Source organism: Fimbriimonas ginsengisoli Gsoil 348 (genome assembly GCF_000724625.1).
Lineage (GTDB): Bacteria > Armatimonadota > Fimbriimonadia > Fimbriimonadales > Fimbriimonadaceae > Fimbriimonas > Fimbriimonas ginsengisoli.
The window spans coordinates 4,646,884-4,661,620 of sequence record NZ_CP007139.1 but is presented as its reverse complement, the minus strand read 5'-3'; the positions used below and the strand labels follow the sequence as shown (position 1 = coordinate 4,661,620).

The 14,737-nt window shown below is 60.3% G+C and carries 13 protein-coding genes and 3 pseudogenes; 8 read left to right on the top strand and 8 right to left on the bottom strand.

Annotation, left to right across the window (positions count from 1 at the left end; translation table 11 throughout):
* The first annotated feature begins 1 nt into the window (after position 1).
* A complete protein-coding gene (locus OP10G_RS20940) occupies positions 2 to 547 on the top strand; it encodes a hypothetical protein (protein ID WP_038473508.1) in 546 nt (181 codons plus the stop codon).
* A gap of 59 nt (positions 548 to 606) precedes the next feature.
* On the opposite strand, the gene OP10G_RS20935 is transcribed toward OP10G_RS20940, so the two are convergent.
* The 4 genes from OP10G_RS20935 to OP10G_RS20920 all read right to left on the bottom strand — a co-directional run bounded on the left by OP10G_RS20935 (position 607) and on the right by OP10G_RS20920 (position 6,656).
* Complete coding sequence (locus tag OP10G_RS20935; RefSeq protein ID WP_025228480.1) at positions 607 to 891, bottom strand: NifU family protein; 285 nt, start codon at positions 889 to 891, stop codon at positions 607 to 609.
* Between the two features lie 29 nt (positions 892 to 920).
* On the bottom strand, positions 921 to 2,843 hold the full coding sequence (locus OP10G_RS20930; RefSeq protein ID WP_025228481.1) for a glycoside hydrolase family 127 protein: 1,923 nt from the start codon (positions 2,841 to 2,843) through the stop codon (positions 921 to 923).
* A gap of 169 nt (positions 2,844 to 3,012) precedes the next feature.
* The gene (locus OP10G_RS20925; protein ID WP_265101635.1) at positions 3,013 to 4,266 is read right to left on the bottom strand and encodes an MFS transporter; all 1,254 of its coding nucleotides are present in this window, start codon (positions 4,264 to 4,266) and stop codon (positions 3,013 to 3,015) included.
* A gap of 215 nt (positions 4,267 to 4,481) precedes the next feature.
* Positions 4,482 to 6,656: a 3-hydroxyacyl-CoA dehydrogenase/enoyl-CoA hydratase family protein gene (locus OP10G_RS20920; RefSeq protein WP_084179588.1), complete on the bottom strand. Its 2,175-nt coding sequence runs from the start codon at positions 6,654 to 6,656 to the stop codon at positions 4,482 to 4,484.
* A gap of 328 nt (positions 6,657 to 6,984) precedes the next feature.
* On the opposite strand from OP10G_RS20920, the pseudogene infC reads away from it, so the two are divergent.
* The 4 genes and pseudogenes from infC to rplT all read left to right on the top strand — a co-directional run.
* Positions 6,985 to 7,500, top strand: a pseudogene (infC, locus tag OP10G_RS20915) (translation initiation factor IF-3); the annotation flags it as partial.
* A 34-nt stretch (positions 7,501 to 7,534) separates the two neighbouring features.
* A pseudogene (locus tag OP10G_RS27675) lies at positions 7,535 to 7,660 on the top strand (large ribosomal subunit protein bL35); the annotation flags it as partial.
* Between the two features lie 45 nt (positions 7,661 to 7,705).
* Positions 7,706 to 7,834, top strand: a complete 129-nt coding sequence (locus OP10G_RS27670) for a hypothetical protein (RefSeq protein WP_265101717.1) — start codon at positions 7,706 to 7,708, stop codon at positions 7,832 to 7,834.
* A 124-nt stretch (positions 7,835 to 7,958) separates the two neighbouring features.
* Positions 7,959 to 8,321, top strand: coding sequence for a 50S ribosomal protein L20 (gene rplT, locus OP10G_RS20910; RefSeq protein ID WP_025228485.1), 363 nt, complete (start codon positions 7,959 to 7,961; stop codon positions 8,319 to 8,321).
* A gap of 63 nt (positions 8,322 to 8,384) precedes the next feature.
* On the opposite strand, the gene OP10G_RS20905 is transcribed toward rplT, so the two are convergent.
* A complete protein-coding gene (locus tag OP10G_RS20905) occupies positions 8,385 to 8,585 on the bottom strand; it encodes a hypothetical protein (RefSeq protein ID WP_025228486.1) in 201 nt (66 codons plus the stop codon).
* Positions 8,586 to 8,697: 112 nt separating this feature from the next.
* On the opposite strand from OP10G_RS20905, the gene OP10G_RS20900 reads away from it, so the two are divergent.
* Positions 8,698 to 9,561, top strand: a complete 864-nt coding sequence (locus tag OP10G_RS20900) for an NAD+ synthase (RefSeq protein WP_025228487.1) — start codon at positions 8,698 to 8,700, stop codon at positions 9,559 to 9,561.
* Positions 9,562 to 9,576: 15 nt separating this feature from the next.
* Here OP10G_RS20900 and carB read toward each other — a convergent pair.
* Positions 9,577 to 11,295: pseudogene (carB, locus tag OP10G_RS20895) on the bottom strand (carbamoyl-phosphate synthase large subunit); the annotation flags it as partial.
* Positions 11,296 to 11,364: 69 nt separating this feature from the next.
* Here carB and OP10G_RS20890 point away from each other — a divergent pair.
* Both OP10G_RS20890 and OP10G_RS20885 read left to right on the top strand, forming a co-directional pair.
* Entirely contained in the window at positions 11,365 to 11,790 is a 426-nt protein-coding gene (locus tag OP10G_RS20890; protein WP_025228489.1) for a hypothetical protein, read from the top strand.
* A 91-nt stretch (positions 11,791 to 11,881) separates the two neighbouring features.
* Positions 11,882 to 12,781, top strand: a complete 900-nt coding sequence (locus tag OP10G_RS20885; RefSeq protein WP_025228490.1) for a hypothetical protein — start codon at positions 11,882 to 11,884, stop codon at positions 12,779 to 12,781.
* A gap of 128 nt (positions 12,782 to 12,909) precedes the next feature.
* Here OP10G_RS20885 and OP10G_RS20880 read toward each other — a convergent pair whose 3' ends face one another.
* Both OP10G_RS20880 and OP10G_RS20875 read right to left on the bottom strand, forming a co-directional pair.
* On the bottom strand, positions 12,910 to 13,755 hold the full coding sequence (locus tag OP10G_RS20880; protein WP_025228491.1) for a hypothetical protein: 846 nt from the start codon (positions 13,753 to 13,755) through the stop codon (positions 12,910 to 12,912).
* Positions 13,752 to 14,726, bottom strand: coding sequence for an LCP family protein (locus OP10G_RS20875; protein WP_158409315.1), 975 nt, complete (start codon positions 14,724 to 14,726; stop codon positions 13,752 to 13,754). Before OP10G_RS20875 ends, OP10G_RS20880 begins: the two co-directional genes overlap by 4 nt.
* Positions 14,727 to 14,737: the final 11 nt, after the last annotated feature.

The window sequence follows — 14,737 nt, the reverse complement described above, 5'->3', positions numbered from 1 at the left end:
CATGAAAACGGTTCTATGTATCGGTGGGTTGTTGGCCGTAGCGGGCGTTTTTGCCCAGGACCACGAGGGACTGAAGAAGCACCCCCAGCCCAAGGTCGCCGCTACGAACGCGCCGGTTACCCAGGCGGAGGCACGGGCCACCTTCATCAAGGCCGAGACCGTGCTCCGTGGTGCTCTCGGCATGCCGGCGTCCTCACCGCACGTCTCCATTCCCGACAGCGACAAGCCGGTGGGACGCGACGCGGTGGTTGCCGAAATGGTCCGGTTCATCGCGGTATTCAAGCCGAAGGTGAAAATGACGCCGAGCCCGGTAACGTTCGACGCCCGTCGCTTGCAGATGAACGGTCCGCAGCGGTCGAATCTAGCTCTCCTGGTTCGCAAGGGCGCGGTCGCCCCCGTCGGCCCGCTTGCCACAAGCAAGGAAAACACGCTCACCGTTCCGCAGTTCGGGGACGCGATCGGGTTCTTGATGGCCCGAATCGCCCAAATGACCCATCTTCCGAGCTCCAAATGGACCCCCTACCTCCGACCTGAAGGCGAGGGCTAGCGGTTAAGATGTGGCACGGGCGGCCCGCCCCTGGTAGTTCGGCCTGATACTTGCAAGCCTCACTTGGCTTCGATGACCTTACGCACGCCAGGGACGAGGAGACGAAGCTGCTCCTCGATTCCGTGCTTCAGGGTAAGCGCCGACATCGGGCAGCCACGGCAGGCTCCCGCCATCCGAATGGTGACATCCCCCTCTTCGGTGACCGATAGGAGCTCGATCTCTCCACCGTGCGACCGGGCGTAGGCCTGGACGTCGTTCATCGCCGACCGCACCTGGGGGTACAGCGGCCCGTGGGCCGCCGGGTCCACCTCACTCCTCCGAAATAGGTTGCGAATCAGGCTCATCCTATCCCGGAGTTTACCGAATACGAAGACTAAAGCTTTCGGACCCAGACCTGCATGTTTGTCGCTCCGCGGTTGCACCACGCGTAGTACGGAACGAACTTTGCGGACCCTTCCCGAACCTCCGTGGTGCCGACGTCCGCGTACAGCGAGTCGGTAAATAGCTCGACATCGTAGGTCCCTTCGACCGTTAATGTCGTCACTCCTTCCAAGATTTTCTCCTTCGCTTCCACCATTTCCATCTCGGTGTCGGCCGTGAAGAGCTGGGGTGCATATCCAAGGTCGTGTTGCTCCGCGCAATAGACAAGCGGACCGAACGTCAAAGCCGCCCGGCCGAGATTATCCCGAACCCGGGGATCGGACTCCACCCACTTCGGCTTAACGCCCAGGTCGACAGTCAAGACCTCCGCGGCCTTCCAAGTGCGGTCGAAGACGGCATAGCCGGTCTCGTAGGTCGCCTCCTCTTCGGCGCGCGGAAGGTCCGTACCGACTTCTTCCGACCAATCGGGAATTCGAACGTGCAAAGCAAACCGAACCGGCCGTTCGGGTTCGACGTGGATCTTGACCTCGCCCGACCAGGGGTAGTTGCTTTCGACGCGAATCCTAGTGGCCACGCCGTTAAAAGTGCATTCCGCCTCCAACCCGGCGGCGATGTGAAGGAAGAATGCCCCCTCCGACACGCTCGCCACGTAATGGCCAAGCGCCCCCAGGAGCCGCGCAATGTTGGGCGGGCAACATGCACAGCCGAACCACGGAACTCGCTGATGCTGCCCCCGGCTCTCGAGCGGATTGTCGTAGAAGAACGCTCTACCATCCAGCGAAATCCCGCTGATAGCGCCATTGTAGAGGGCGCGCTCCACGATGTCGGCGTACTCGCCGTTGCCGGTGAGCTCAAGCATCTTTTGCCCCCAAAAAATGAGACCGACCGAGGCGCACGTCTCGGCGTAAGCGGTGAGGTTCGGCAGGTCGTAGTCGCCGGTGAACCCTTCGTTTTTCGAACTCGGACCGATCCCGCCGGTGACGTACATCCGCTTATGGGTGAGGTTATTCCAGATCCGTTCAAGCGCAAGCTCTAACTCCTCGTCGCCCTGCCCATCCGCCAAGTCGGCGGCCGCGATGTAGAAGTACATCGCTCGAACGGCGTGCCCGACCACTTCCGTGTGTTCGCGAATCGGCGCGTGGTCCTGCGCGTATTCGCCCTGATAGCGCCCATCCTTCATCAGGTGGTGTCTCAAGCCTGGATTGAGGGTCATCGCTCCTTCGTCATCCAGTTCGCGAAGGAAAACGGAGGGTGACTTGCCTCGCTCCTCGACCATCCACCGTGCGAACTCCCGATACTTCTTGTCTGCCGTCGCGTCAGCCAGGCGAACCAAAGCCAGCTCGATCTCTTGGTGCCCGCAATAGCCAGGGCGACCATTTGGTCCGAAGATCGACATAACGTGGTCCGCGAAGCGGATGCTTACATCGAGCAAGCGCCGGTCGCCGAGAGCCTGAAAGCAGGCGACGCCGGCTTCGATAAGGTGGCCGCCGCAATACATCTCGTGGAGCATGCTGAGGTTTCGCCACTTCAGAGTTGGGTGCTTGAGCTGGAAGAAGGTGTTGATATAGCCGTCCGGGTCTTGGGCCGCAACCACCGAGTCGATCGCCTCATCCATTTGCCGCCGGACTCTATCGCATGCCTCTTTGGATGCAAGGCGTTCCCCAACGGCGAGGCCGTAGGCACACGCTTCAACGTACTTGTACACGTCGCTATCGTTGAAATAGATTCCTTCGTGAGTCCCTTCCGCCTTTCCGGTCACCCTATGAAAGTTGGCGAGGCGGCTTGTCGCCACGATTTGGTCGTATTCGGCGGGAAGCGTTTCCTCAATGAGAACGCGTTGATAGCGGGTCCAGAATGAATCGGTAAGTCGGATTTGAGACAAGGGGAGGGCCCGCATGCGTCGGCGAAGCGTCATGGACAAAAGTTTAGCCAGTCCATCCCGTCCGAAAGCTGTTTGATCGGGAGAATCCCGTTTTCACCGAGGAATGAGTGCTGGAGGAACGCATACGCGCCACCGTATGCTCAGATCTCCCTCCCTCTTTGCGCCTCCGCGCCTTTGCGTGCCCTTGATCCCGCTCGAAGGATTATTGGGCGGACGCTTGGCTTGGGAGAATCCCTTTGTCTTCGTAGATCGGGCGGAGCACACGGCGGAACTCGGGCAGAGATCGATAGAAGCCGTAAGAACCCAGAAGCGTTATCAAGCCGGCGACCAGCAACACGACGGTTGGGCCGAATGCGTGGGACGCGGCGCCGGAAACAAGGCTTCCAATCGGCATGGTTCCGATGAAAGCCATGACGTAGAACGCCATCACCCGTCCTCGCATCCGGTCCTCCACGAAGGTCTGGAGAAGTGTGTTGGTTGAACCCATGTGCAGCATCGCTCCGAATCCAACGAGCGCAAGCAAAGGAATTCCAAGCCACTCGCTTCTGGCGAGGCCGAACAGAATGAGCCCCAATCCGAAGCAGGAGGACGAGATAACGATCCACTTTCCGAGGCCGACGACCGAGGCGCGGCGAGCGAGCATCGTCGCCGAAACAAGCGCGCCCACCCCAACCGATCCGAACATAAGGCCAAGGATCTGAGGCCCATGCGCCTTACCTCCATGGTAAACGTCGGCCGCGTAGACGGGGAGAAGGACGGAATAAGCGCCACTGGCAAGGCTTGCGAGAGCGATCAGACCCAGAAGCACTCGAATCGGGTGGAGGCTCCAGGCATACGCCGCGCCTTCCCGGAGATCGCGCAACGGATTCTTCTTTTCCGCAGGGGCTCGATGAGCCGGCGTGTCCATCTTCGCCAAAGCCCAGATCACAAAGACAAAGCTAAGCGTGTTAATCGCGAAACAACCCCCTTCTCCCACCAAGCTGATCGTAACGCCGGCGACCGCGGGACCGATGAGCCGGGCGATGTTGAACATCGTCGAATTGAGCGCGATCGCGTTCCCGAGGTCCTCACGCCGTTCGACGAGGGCCGGAACGAATGCTTGTCGGGCTGGAGTGTCGAACGCTCCGTTAATTCCCACGAGGACGCTCAACACGATGATGTGCCAAACGTGAATCGTGCCGGTGATCGTTAGTACAGCGAGGATTCCGGCGAGGATCATCGCAACCGTCTGCGTAGCGATGAGGAGCCGCCGGTGGTCGATCCGATCGGTCACGACTCCGGCAAACGGAGTGACGCAGAACATCGGAATTTGCGAGGAAAAGGCGACGGTCCCAAGCAAAACCGCGCTCCCGGTGAGCCGGTAGACCAGCCAGCTCATTGCGAGCGACTCCATCCACGTCCCGATCAGCGAAACGATCTGCCCGGTGAAGAACAGACGGTAGTTCCGAGATCGCAACGCACGAAAAGTCTCTCCCATAGTGTGATCTACGCTTCCACGCCCCGGCCAAGTCGTTGGCTGGGACTTCCAGACGGTTTGACGACCCACAAGGATTTCGCGGAGCCACATCTTCTCCCGAGAGAATAAAAACCCGGAGCGCGGGCGTCTCGCCCGCCCCCCGGACTAGGGGCGTCTCGCCCGCTGATGGGAACATGGGCGAGCCGCCCGCGCCACTAATTTTTAACCGGCTTGCCGTTATCTAGCATGTGGCGGATCCGCTGGTGGGTAAGGGCACGGCCGCAGAGGTCGATGAATTCGACCCGCTCTTTGGCGAGCGACTCGCCGTAGGTGTCGGATCGAGCAAAGATCTGTTTAATTTTGTGCCCAAGCGTTAAGTCGAACTCGGTGAGATCCCCCCGGGCGCCCGCCTGGTCCAGCTCGCGATCGATCATGCCGACCAAGGGGCCGACCATCGTGGCCCAAGCGGGGCGGGCAACGGGGATGGCGGTGAGGGCGATCCGCTTCGCCTCGTAGAGCAACCGATCAGGATGGTAAACGGTGACGTCGGTCGCCCGTAAATATCCGAGCGTCCGGGCGTGGTCCGGGGTCGGAGCCACTTCGCCGCGCGTGATCGTCATAGCAACCTCGCATAGCCGCTTGGAGGTGTGTTGGTTGTAGTTTCGAAGGAGCGTCACGCCTCTTCCTCCCGGGATCAGTCCAACTTTAGATTCGGGCAGGCCGATTTGGGTCTCGGCGGCGGCGACGATGTGCGAGCAGGAAAGCGCCAGCTCCAGACCCGCTCCCAGGCAGTGGCCATACACGGCGGCGACGCATGAACGGCTCTCCAGCAGCTCCCCCAGGTGCTGAAGCCGTTGAAGAGCGAGGTCGATGGCGCCGTACCGCTGTCCCGCGATCGCGTCGCTGAAGAACCGGAGGTCGAAGCCGGCCGAGAAGGAGCGGGCTTCGCTCGTGAGAACGAAGCGGCTTAGGTCGCTCTTTTCCAGGAAAGTGATCAGCTCCTCGACCATCGCCGGGCTAATCACCCCCATCTTGGTAGTCAAGCAAATCGCGCCAACGCCGTCACCCAGGTCGCGAAGGACGAAGGTTTCGCCTTGGGAGACGATCGGAAAATCGGGCAGGGAAACGTATTCCGGCTGAGAGGGAATCGAAATGTATGACCCGTCGAATCCTCGGTAGCTGTTTCCCTGGTAGAACGGCTTTGCATCGATGCCCAACCGCTCCGCGCCGATTGCGTCGATCATGGCGAACGGCCCCATTTCCCAGCCGAATCCCCACTCCATAACCCGGTCGAAATCAAGCACCGAGTGGCTGATTTCTTCCTTGAGGTAGTTAGCGTAGCGCAGTGATGGGACCAGGTAGTGGCGCAAGTATTCGCCGACTTCGTCGCGGAGATCCAGCGCCTGTCGCAACCGCTCGCCAAGGGGAAGCCTTTCCACCTGCGAAAGGGAAGGGAACGCCACGTCGCGCTTCTGCCGGTAAGCATAGGTGGCGAAGTCGAGGGTCAAGAGCTCCTTACCCTCGCGCCGATAGTAACCGTGTCCCGCCTTTTCCCCGATCCATCCCCGGGCGAGGAGCTGAATCATCGAATTTGGCGGCGTAAGCGCGTTGATATTCGGATCGGTGGGGCAGCGAGAGATCAGATTGTTCGCGATATCGCGCATGACGTCGAGGCCGACGATGTCGCAAAGCCGGAACGAGGCGCTCTTGGGACGACCCATGAACGTCCCGGTGATCGCATCGACTTCCTCTACGCTCAGATGTAACCGTTCGGCGACGTGGATCGCCTGGTACATGCACCACATTCCGTACCGATTCGCGATAAAGCCGGGAGTGTCCTTGGCCACCACCACGCGGCGGCCGACGAACTCCTCTAAGAATTGGCTCATGGCCGTCACGAGCAGCGGATCGCTCTCGGGAGTCGGGATAAGCTCCAGCAACTTGAGGTAGCGCGGCGGGTTGAAGAAGTGAGTTCCCATGAACCGCTGCCGGAACAAGTCCGACCGGCCAACTGAGAGGATCGAGATCTCCAGTCCGCTGGTATTAGTGGAGATCATCGCATCCGGCCGCAGGTGCGGCTCCAAGGCGGTGTAGAGCGCACGTTTAGCATCCGGACGCTCTACGATCGCCTCACACACCCAGTCGGCCTCCGAAACCCAATGAAGGTTGTCGGTGGTGTTGCCAAGTCGGATCCGATTCGACGTATCCGGCGTATAGAAATGAGGTGGGCGCGCGTTGCGAGCCCGCTCGAAGGCGTCGGTTACGGTTTGCTGCGTCGCATCGAGCAGAGTGACGTCAAATCCCAGATTGGCGAGGTGGGCGGCGATCCCGCTCCCCATAGTCCCCGCCCCCACGACGCACACCCGCTTTGCCCCAACCTCATTTAGCATCTCTTGTCCTACGTTACCGGACGATAGGGAATGAGAAAGGGTGCGAGGAGAATTGTGTCGGGCGTGAGGCGTTGAGGCGTTGAGGCGTTGAGGCGTTGAGGCGTTGAGGCGTTGAGGCGTTGAGGCGTTGTTTAGCTTTTGGGCATTACCTTATTCCCAACGCCCAACGCCCAACGCCCAACGCCTAGCGCCCGACGCCCCGCCCGAACATTGTCCCCGTGTCGCCTGTCAGAAACCGAAGCCTGGGCAACGACCTTGGCGAGTCAAACAGGCTCACGCTATACTTGAAGAACTGCCTTAGACAGTGGCAGCAGAGGAGTGAACGAACATAGCAGGATTTAGAAGACCGCCCCGCCCAGAACCCGGGCCCGAAATTAACCAGCGCGTGCTGAAATACCGAGACGTCCGAGTGATCGGATCAGACGGAGAGCAGCTTGGCATTATGCAGAGCCGCCAAGCCCTGAACATCGCCCGAGAGGAAGGGTTGGACTTGGTCCTGGTCACATCGACCGCCCAGCCGCCCGTCTGCCGAATCATCGACTACGGCAAGCACAAATACCTCGAAGGGAAGTCGGGCAAGGATAAGAAGAGCAAGCAGCAGGAAGTTAAGGGTATAAAGATCAGTCCGCGCATTGCAGAGCACGACCTTTCGTTCAACATCAAGAAGGCTCACGAGTTTCTTGAGGAAGGGCACAAGGTTAAGGTGACCTGCATGTTCAAGGCTCGCGAGGTCACGCACCCGGAGCTCGGTCGAAAGAAGCTCGACTTCTTCGCCGAGAAACTGGTCGACATCGGAATCGTGGAGCGGATCCCGACCCTGGACGGGCGCCTGATGATCATGGTGCTCAACCCTAAACCAGGTGCGGTCAAGAAGAAAGATGCCAAAGATCCGAACAAACAAATCGGCGGTCAAGCGGTTCAAAATCACCGGGACCGGAAAGATCACGCGGACGAAGGCGTACAACAGCCACCAGTTCCTGCACAAGAAAGCGTCGCGCAAGCGGAGGCTTGAGCTCGAACCGGAAGTGTTCCGAGGCGAGCAGAAGCGCATGCGCCGCCTGCTCGTGCTGGCTCAGGTTAAGGAACCGTCTTTGTACGACGTCGACGCGAGAAATGCCGCCAAGGCTGAGAAAGCCGCCGCGAACCGCGCCAAGCTGGTCGCGCTGGTCACCCGCTAAAGCGTAGAGCGCGAGGCGCGAAGTTCATTCTTCGCGCCTCGCGCTTTTCGCCTACTCTCTACCGCTACCGTCCCCAAAAGGGATTGGGACCCGGTCGGAACGACAAATGAGGAGAATCTAAAAAATGGCTCGCGTAAAACGCGGTTTGATGCGCCATAAGCGTCACAAGAAGATTATCGATAAGGCCTCCGGTTACTGGGGCCGTAAGAAGAACGTTTTTAGCCGTGCTCACGAGCAGGTAATGAAGTCTGGGCAGTACGCCTTCCGCGACCGCCGCCGCCGAAAGCGAGACTTCCGCCGCCTCTGGATTGCCCGAATCAGCGCCGCCTGCGGCGAGTGCGACATCAAGTACTCGCAGCTCATCGACGGCATCACGAAGGCCGGCATTCAGGTCAACCGTAAGATGCTGAGCGAGCTCGCCATCGCCGACATGGCCGCCTTCAAAGCCATCGTCGAGCAGGCCCGCACCGCCCGCACCGCGGCCTAAAGGAGTTAGCTAAAAGGACAGACCGGGTCGAGGCAATGCCTCGACCCGGTCTGTCCTTTTAGCTTACGGCAGGGTGCGGCGTCCGCCGCCGAGCGCCTTGCCATTGTAGATGCGATATCCCACGTACAGTGCTCCGGCGACGAGTGCAATCGGCAACACCGTATAGACCAAGGCGAGGACCGTTCCAACGACTAGCTTGATGGCCCATATGGCCACAAAGAAGCCGATGATGGCCAAGATGACTTTTCCAGCGGTCGAATTCATTCTTTTCTTTCCCACTGCGGCCCTCGAAGCGGCCGCCTTACGAAGGATACAACGTCCTACCCGGCGGCGGGGATGCAGCCCAATAGGTCCTTTGTCCGAGTAACCTCTCTCCATGCCGTTTCCGGTAACGCGCGCCCTGGGTTTCGACCCCACCTCCGACGATCCGCTTAAGATCAATGCCCCTCTCGTGGCGGAGTGGTTGGTCCGGTTCCTACGCGACGAATGCATTCGCCGGCGAAACATCCGAAAGGCCGTTCTGGGATTGTCCGGCGGCGTCGACTCGGCGGTGGTCGCCTACCTTGCGGCGCGGGCGTTTGGGGCAGAGAACGTCTACGCGTACCGTATGCCGTACAAGATCTCGTCCCAAGAGAGCCTAGACCACGCCCAACTCGTCGTCGACGATCTCGGCATCAACGTACGAACCATCCAGATCACCGAGATGGTGGACGGATACATCGGCGGATTCGAGCCGGAGATCTCGCCCGCTCGACTCGGGAATGTGTGCGCCCGAAGCCGCATGATCGTGATCTTTGATCAAAGCGCGAAAGTCGGTGGTCTCCCGATTGGCACCGGGAATAAGAGCGAGCGGCTGTTCGGCTACTACACCTGGCATGCCGACGACTCGCCCCCGATCAACCCGATCGGGGATCTCTTCAAGACCCAGGTCTGGCAATTGGCGACGGCGTTAGGGGTGCCGTCCGAGATTATCGATAAGCCGGCATCCGCCGACCTCATCAAGGGGCAGACGGACGAGAGCGATTTCGGGATCACCTACGCAAAGGCGGACCGGATCCTGCATTACATGACCCAAGGGTTCAGCCGAGCCAAGCTGATCGAAGTCGGATTTCCGCCCGAGGACGTTGAGCTGGTTTGGAAGCGGGTCGACAACACCCACTGGAAGCGCCGCCTCCCTACGGTGGCGATGACCAGTTCCACCGCCATCGGCGAGTATTACCTACGTCCGGTCGATTTCTAGATCGACCGGACGAGGTCAGGCGAAATACTCTTCCAAACGGAGACAGGTGGCGCTCGTCGGGTTGGCGAAGACCTCCAACGCCCGAATGAGAGCGGCGGCCGTATCGATGCTGGTGACGCACGGGATGCCGGTTTCGATGCAGGCCCGGCGGATTCGGGCGGCCTCGCTCTCGCTGGTCTCGTTTAGCCCGGGCGTGTTGATCATAAGGCTTACGCGCCCGGCCATGATCAGGTCGAGAATATTCGGCGAGCCAAGCTGAATCTTGTTCACCCGCTCGCATGGGATGCCGGCCTGTTGGAGGATGTCGGCAGTCCCCGGCGTCGCGGCGATCTGCCGGCCCGATTCGTGCAGCCCCCGGGCAATTTCGAGTGCCATCGGCTTGTCGTCGTCGCGCACCGTCATGAGGACGCAGCCATCGCCCTTAAAATTGATGCCACTGGCGACGAGCGCCTTATAGAGCGCCCCCTCGAAGGTGTTATCGATCCCTAAGATCTCCCCGGTCGACTTCATTTCAGGCCCAAGCGATGGCTCGACGCGTCCTAGCTTCTGGAACGAAAACACCGGGGCTTTGATTGCGTAAAGGAACGGCGCCGGCAGGGACGGTGCGCCTCCGATGAATTCGGATTCGCGAAGAATGTTTCCCGGAGCGTCGGTCGGGGGCTTTCGTTCGGTAAGACCGAACATATCGGCAAACTCCGGCAGGGCACATGGAGCTTCGCCGCCTTGCTCCAAGTTTTTGGACCGGGAGCCACTTAGAATCCAAAGCCCGCTCGCGTATCCCATGTCCCGAAGCTTCTCGCCCATCATGCAACGGGTGGCGAGGTCGACCATTCGGATACCTGTAACCTTGCTCAAGTACGGCACGGTCCGGCTGGCGCGCGGGTTTACTTCCAGGACATACGCGATCTCGTCTTGGATGACGAACTGAATATTCATCAGCCCTTTGACCCCGAGGGCGCGGGCGATCTTACAGGCGCTGGTGACCATCTGGGCCTGCACGTTCGCCGAAAGTGACACGGGGGGGTAGACGGCCATCGAATCGCCGGAATGGACGCCGGCCCGCTCGATATGCTCCATGATTCCCGGCACCAGCGTCTCTTCGCCGTCCGAAATGACGTCGACCTCGGCCTCTTTGCCGAGCAGATACTTGTCCACGAGGACCGGTTGTCCCGGATTGGCATCCTCGGCTTCGCGATAGAATCCTTCGAGCTGACCTTCGGAGAACACGATTTCCATGCCGCGGCCGCCTAGAACGAAGCTGGGCCGGACCAGAACCGGGTAACCGACTTCACGGGCGATTTCCTTCGCCTGCTCCAGAGACCGAACACCCTTACCTCGTGGGCGAGGAATGTCGAGCTCCTCGAGCAGCGCGTCGAATTGCTCGCGATCTTCCGCGCTGGCGATCGCCGCCGGACTGGTGCCGAGCACGGCGATCCCGGAGTCGCTGAGCCCCTGGGCAAGGTTGATCGCCGTCTGTCCCCCGAACTGGCAGACCACGCCAATCGGATTTTCGTGGGCGATCACGTCGAGAACGTCTTCTAGCGTCACCGGTTCAAAGTAAAGACCGTCGCCCGTGTCGAAGTCGGTGCTGACGGTTTCTGGATTATTGTTGACGATGATCGCGCGGTAACCCATTTCCCGCAGAGACCAGACACAGTGGACGCAGGAATAATCGAACTCGATCCCTTGGCCGATGCGAATGGGGCCGGAGCCGAGAACGAGAACGGTGGGTTTCATCTAAAAATCGATTGTGACACGCCGGGAACCTTAGGATCGAGTCCAAACTGGTTGTAAGATAGTGTCATGCGCGCTCCGAACTGGACGGCCGGCATTAGCGTCGGGTTATTGATCGTCGCGATGGTCGCCGTCGTGCGGCTGAGCCAGAACGGTCCCCTGCGACAAGATCCGCGCAAGGCGATCGAATATTACGCATCGCAGGCGGCGAAGAAGATCTACCACGCCGAGGACACCAAGGCCGACGAGCCAAAGGCCGAGTTCGGAGACTACACCCCGCAGTACGTGGCCTCCGGTTCGTCTCAGCTCGTTGGGGAGCCTGAGCATCAGAATCGGCCGATCTGTCCGATCTGCGGCGGCGATAGCCGGTTCTGCGCTCATTCCGGAGCTGGAGCCGCCCTGGTTATGAAGCGCCCCGCGGTCGCCGGTCTGACCCCAATGCCGATCGCTACGATTTTCGACCGAAACATGGACTATTACTTCGGCGACCGCTGAGGCAGTCACCCGGTCGTTAAATCAGGTGCTCCGGCCTTAGGCTGGGTTTCGACCCCAATGTCGATGCGTCACAACGGGTAAAACCGCCGCAATGGAGATCGTGGCTTTCAGCGGCTGGGAGAGGAATGCGCGCCTCGTTTGTAACGACGTAGAGATGATCGTGACCTTGGAGGTCGGCCCTCGGGTCATCTCATATGGTCCGGTCGGGGGACCGAATCTGTTCTTCGTCAACCCGGACGATGCGGGGAAGAAGCGTGGCGATAAATTCCGGGGGTACGGCGGCCACCGTCTCTGGATCGCGCCGGAAGAGGAGCTGCGGACGTTCCGGCCTGACAACGATCCGGTCGAGGTGACGGAAGAGGATGGGTTCTACGTCTTCACCTCCCCCCCGGACGAGTATCACACTCAAAAGGAGATCCGAATCCGCCCAGAGCCGGAGAACGACAGGTTCGTATTGATGCACCGAATCTACAACCACTCGGGCTATCCCCTTGAGTTTGCCGCGTGGGCTCCCACGCAGTGCAGCGGAGGCGTCGTGCTGTTCCCTCAAGCGCCGTTCGTGCCGCACTCGGAAGACGTGTTACCGGGACGTCCGCTCGTGATGTGGCGCTACACCCGGCTCGGCGATCCGCGGTGGACCTGGGGCGACCAAGTGGCGCGACTCCGGCACGACCCAAACCTCGGGCCGACCAAGATCGGTTCTTTAGTGGAACAAGGATACGCAGCGTGTGTCAACGAAGGGCACGTCTTCCTAAAGCGATTTGGCTGCGATCCGGATGCCTCCTACCCAGACTTCGAGTGCAACTTCGAGACGTTCACCCGGCAAGACATGCTCGAGATCGAGTCTCTCGGCCCGATGGAGTTCGTCTATCCCGGCGAGTTCGCCGAGCACCAAGAGACCTGGTACCTGATCCCGAACCAAACCGTCCCCGAGGACGACTACGAGTGCGCGAAGTGGCTGGAAGGCTTGGCGGAGGGAAGGAAGCTGTAGGGAAGGGCGTTGGGCGTTAGCTCTACCGACATCTAGCCGACCCCATAAGACACCTGAGTCCCAGAAGACTCGTATGTCCCATCGGGACGGTAACGCCCAGCGCCTAAACGCCCAACGCCGCGAATGCCCTACCTCTGTCCCGCCGACATCGGCGGAGCTTCCCAGAGGCCGCCGGGGAGGTCGCGGCTCATTCTTACGCGGGCGTCGGACGGTTTCAAAAGGAACCGCATCATGGCGCCGGAGCAGTTGAGGGCGTGGATGCCGCCGTCGTGGCGTGGCTTGTCGGCGGTGTCGAAATTGGCCTTCGACGTGTCCGCAAAGGCAAGGCGCGTAATGTAGGTGCTCGCCGAGGTCGGGTCGGCGTTCGTGTTGCTCCAGCCGATCACGAAACCGTCGAACGGGACGGTCTTTCCATCTATCGTCTTGTACGGGAGCGGGTCGTACGTGTTGTTGGCGCCCATATTCGAAGTCTCGGCCACCAAGACGGTCTGGTCTGGGTTCGGGACGATCGTGCGCAGATAGCCGCCGTACGGCTGGTACATGCCGTAGGTGATCGGCATGGAGCCGCCATGCGTCTCAACCCGCGTCACCTCTTCGTCGGTGGCGGTGGGACATCGGAAGCTTGCCCGCTTCGACATCAGATCGGCGACGTCGCTAGCCCAGGTGTAAGGAAAGCCGGAAGTTCCGAGGTCCGGCTCGTTGTTCGGGCCGGTGCGCATGATCGGCGGAAATCGCTCGTCGTGCATCTCCGCGTACTGGCCGATGGCGCTGGAGACCGCCTTGAGGTTCGTGGCGCAGACCGATCGCTGGGCGTTCCGCTCCAACATCTTGAACACGGGATAGCAGCAAGCGGTTAATACCGCGATGACCACCAAGATGACCCGGACGTCCTTCTTGGTTACGTACTGCGAGTGCGCTTGATCCGAACCCTCGGGGGCGGACGGGTCGTAAGCGCCGTATCCTTCTTCGCTCATCGTGCCACGCTCACTCGGGAACCGTAACTGTCGGTGAGAAAGTATTGGGCGAGCACGGAAGGTAGCTGCTTATCGTTTACCGAGAGCCGCGTCCCTTTCCCTTCCACTACCGGCACCTGGCCCATCTGAATGTTTGCTGGTGGAACGTCCTTGGCGAACAGGGCGAGCGAGGCGATCTCGTCGGCATTCAGCGCATTTCCGAGCACCGCCATCGACTGGTCCGCGACCTGCCCAATCATTCCCGGCTTGCCGAGGACCGCATTTTTGAAGGCGACGAGAAATGCCTTCTGGCGGTCCTGACGCTTGAAGTCGCTGTCACCGTGTCGGTAGCGAACGTAGCACATCGCGTTGTAGCCGTCGAGGACGGCTCGACCAGGCTTGAGATGGATATGAAGGTTACCGGCGTTGTCGTCGTAATCCATCGTTCGGTCGACCTCTACCGGCACACCGCCGACCATATTCACCACTGTCTGAAAGGCGTCGTAGTCGAGGGTAACGACTCGGTCGATGCGCACCCCTTTGAGAAGGTGCTCGACGGCCGTCTTCGTAAGCTCGGCCTCTTCGCCCGGTTTCGCGATCGCGTGGTACGCGTTAATCTTCCGGATCCGGTCGCCGGGAAGCCGGCACTCGGTGTCTCTCGGAATCGAAAGGCCGGTAATCCGCTTGTTGTCGAAGTCGAGCTTCGCCACGAGCATCATGTCGCTACGCGCTTGCTTCCGAAGAACTTTCTTGCCGCCGGGCGCGAGATCCTCGTCGCAGCCTAGCAGTAGGAGCGTGGTGGTATTCGAGTGGAACACTTCGTTGGGTGAAGTGTGGTGAATGACCTTGTCGGCGAGCGCGGAAGCGACCTTGCTTTCGCTCAGTAAGCGATAGCCGGTCCCGGCCGCGATGGCTCCTAACAGTAATGACCCGTAAACAAAGCCGCCAACTAGGCGTCTCCACATGGGCGTCGATTGGCGCTGCTTCCTCATGGCTTGGGCGG

Excerpts from the sequence above, each read along its gene's own strand:
- OP10G_RS20940 (WP_038473508.1), top strand. The coding sequence starts at position 2 with ATGAAAACGGTTCTATGTATCGGTGGGTTGTTGGCCGTAGCGGGCGTT.
- OP10G_RS20935 (WP_025228480.1), bottom strand. The coding sequence starts at position 891 with ATGAGCCTGATTCGCAACCTATTTCGGAGGAGTGAGGTGGACCCGGCG.
- OP10G_RS20930 (WP_025228481.1), bottom strand. The coding sequence starts at position 2,843 with ATGACGCTTCGCCGACGCATGCGGGCCCTCCCCTTGTCTCAAATCCGA.
- OP10G_RS20920 (WP_084179588.1), bottom strand. The coding sequence starts at position 6,656 with ATGCTAAATGAGGTTGGGGCAAAGCGGGTGTGCGTCGTGGGGGCGGGG.
- OP10G_RS27670 (WP_265101717.1), top strand. The coding sequence starts at position 7,706 with ATGCGCCGCCTGCTCGTGCTGGCTCAGGTTAAGGAACCGTCTTTGTAC.
- rplT (WP_025228485.1), top strand. The coding sequence starts at position 7,959 with ATGGCTCGCGTAAAACGCGGTTTGATGCGCCATAAGCGTCACAAGAAG.
- OP10G_RS20905 (WP_025228486.1), bottom strand. The coding sequence starts at position 8,585 with ATGAATTCGACCGCTGGAAAAGTCATCTTGGCCATCATCGGCTTCTTT.
- OP10G_RS20900 (WP_025228487.1), top strand. The coding sequence starts at position 8,698 with ATGCCGTTTCCGGTAACGCGCGCCCTGGGTTTCGACCCCACCTCCGAC.
- OP10G_RS20890 (WP_025228489.1), top strand. The coding sequence starts at position 11,365 with ATGCGCGCTCCGAACTGGACGGCCGGCATTAGCGTCGGGTTATTGATC.
- OP10G_RS20885 (WP_025228490.1), top strand. The coding sequence starts at position 11,882 with ATGGAGATCGTGGCTTTCAGCGGCTGGGAGAGGAATGCGCGCCTCGTT.
- OP10G_RS20880 (WP_025228491.1), bottom strand. The coding sequence starts at position 13,755 with ATGAGCGAAGAAGGATACGGCGCTTACGACCCGTCCGCCCCCGAGGGT.
- OP10G_RS20875 (WP_158409315.1), bottom strand. The coding sequence starts at position 14,726 with ATGAGGAAGCAGCGCCAATCGACGCCCATGTGGAGACGCCTAGTTGGC.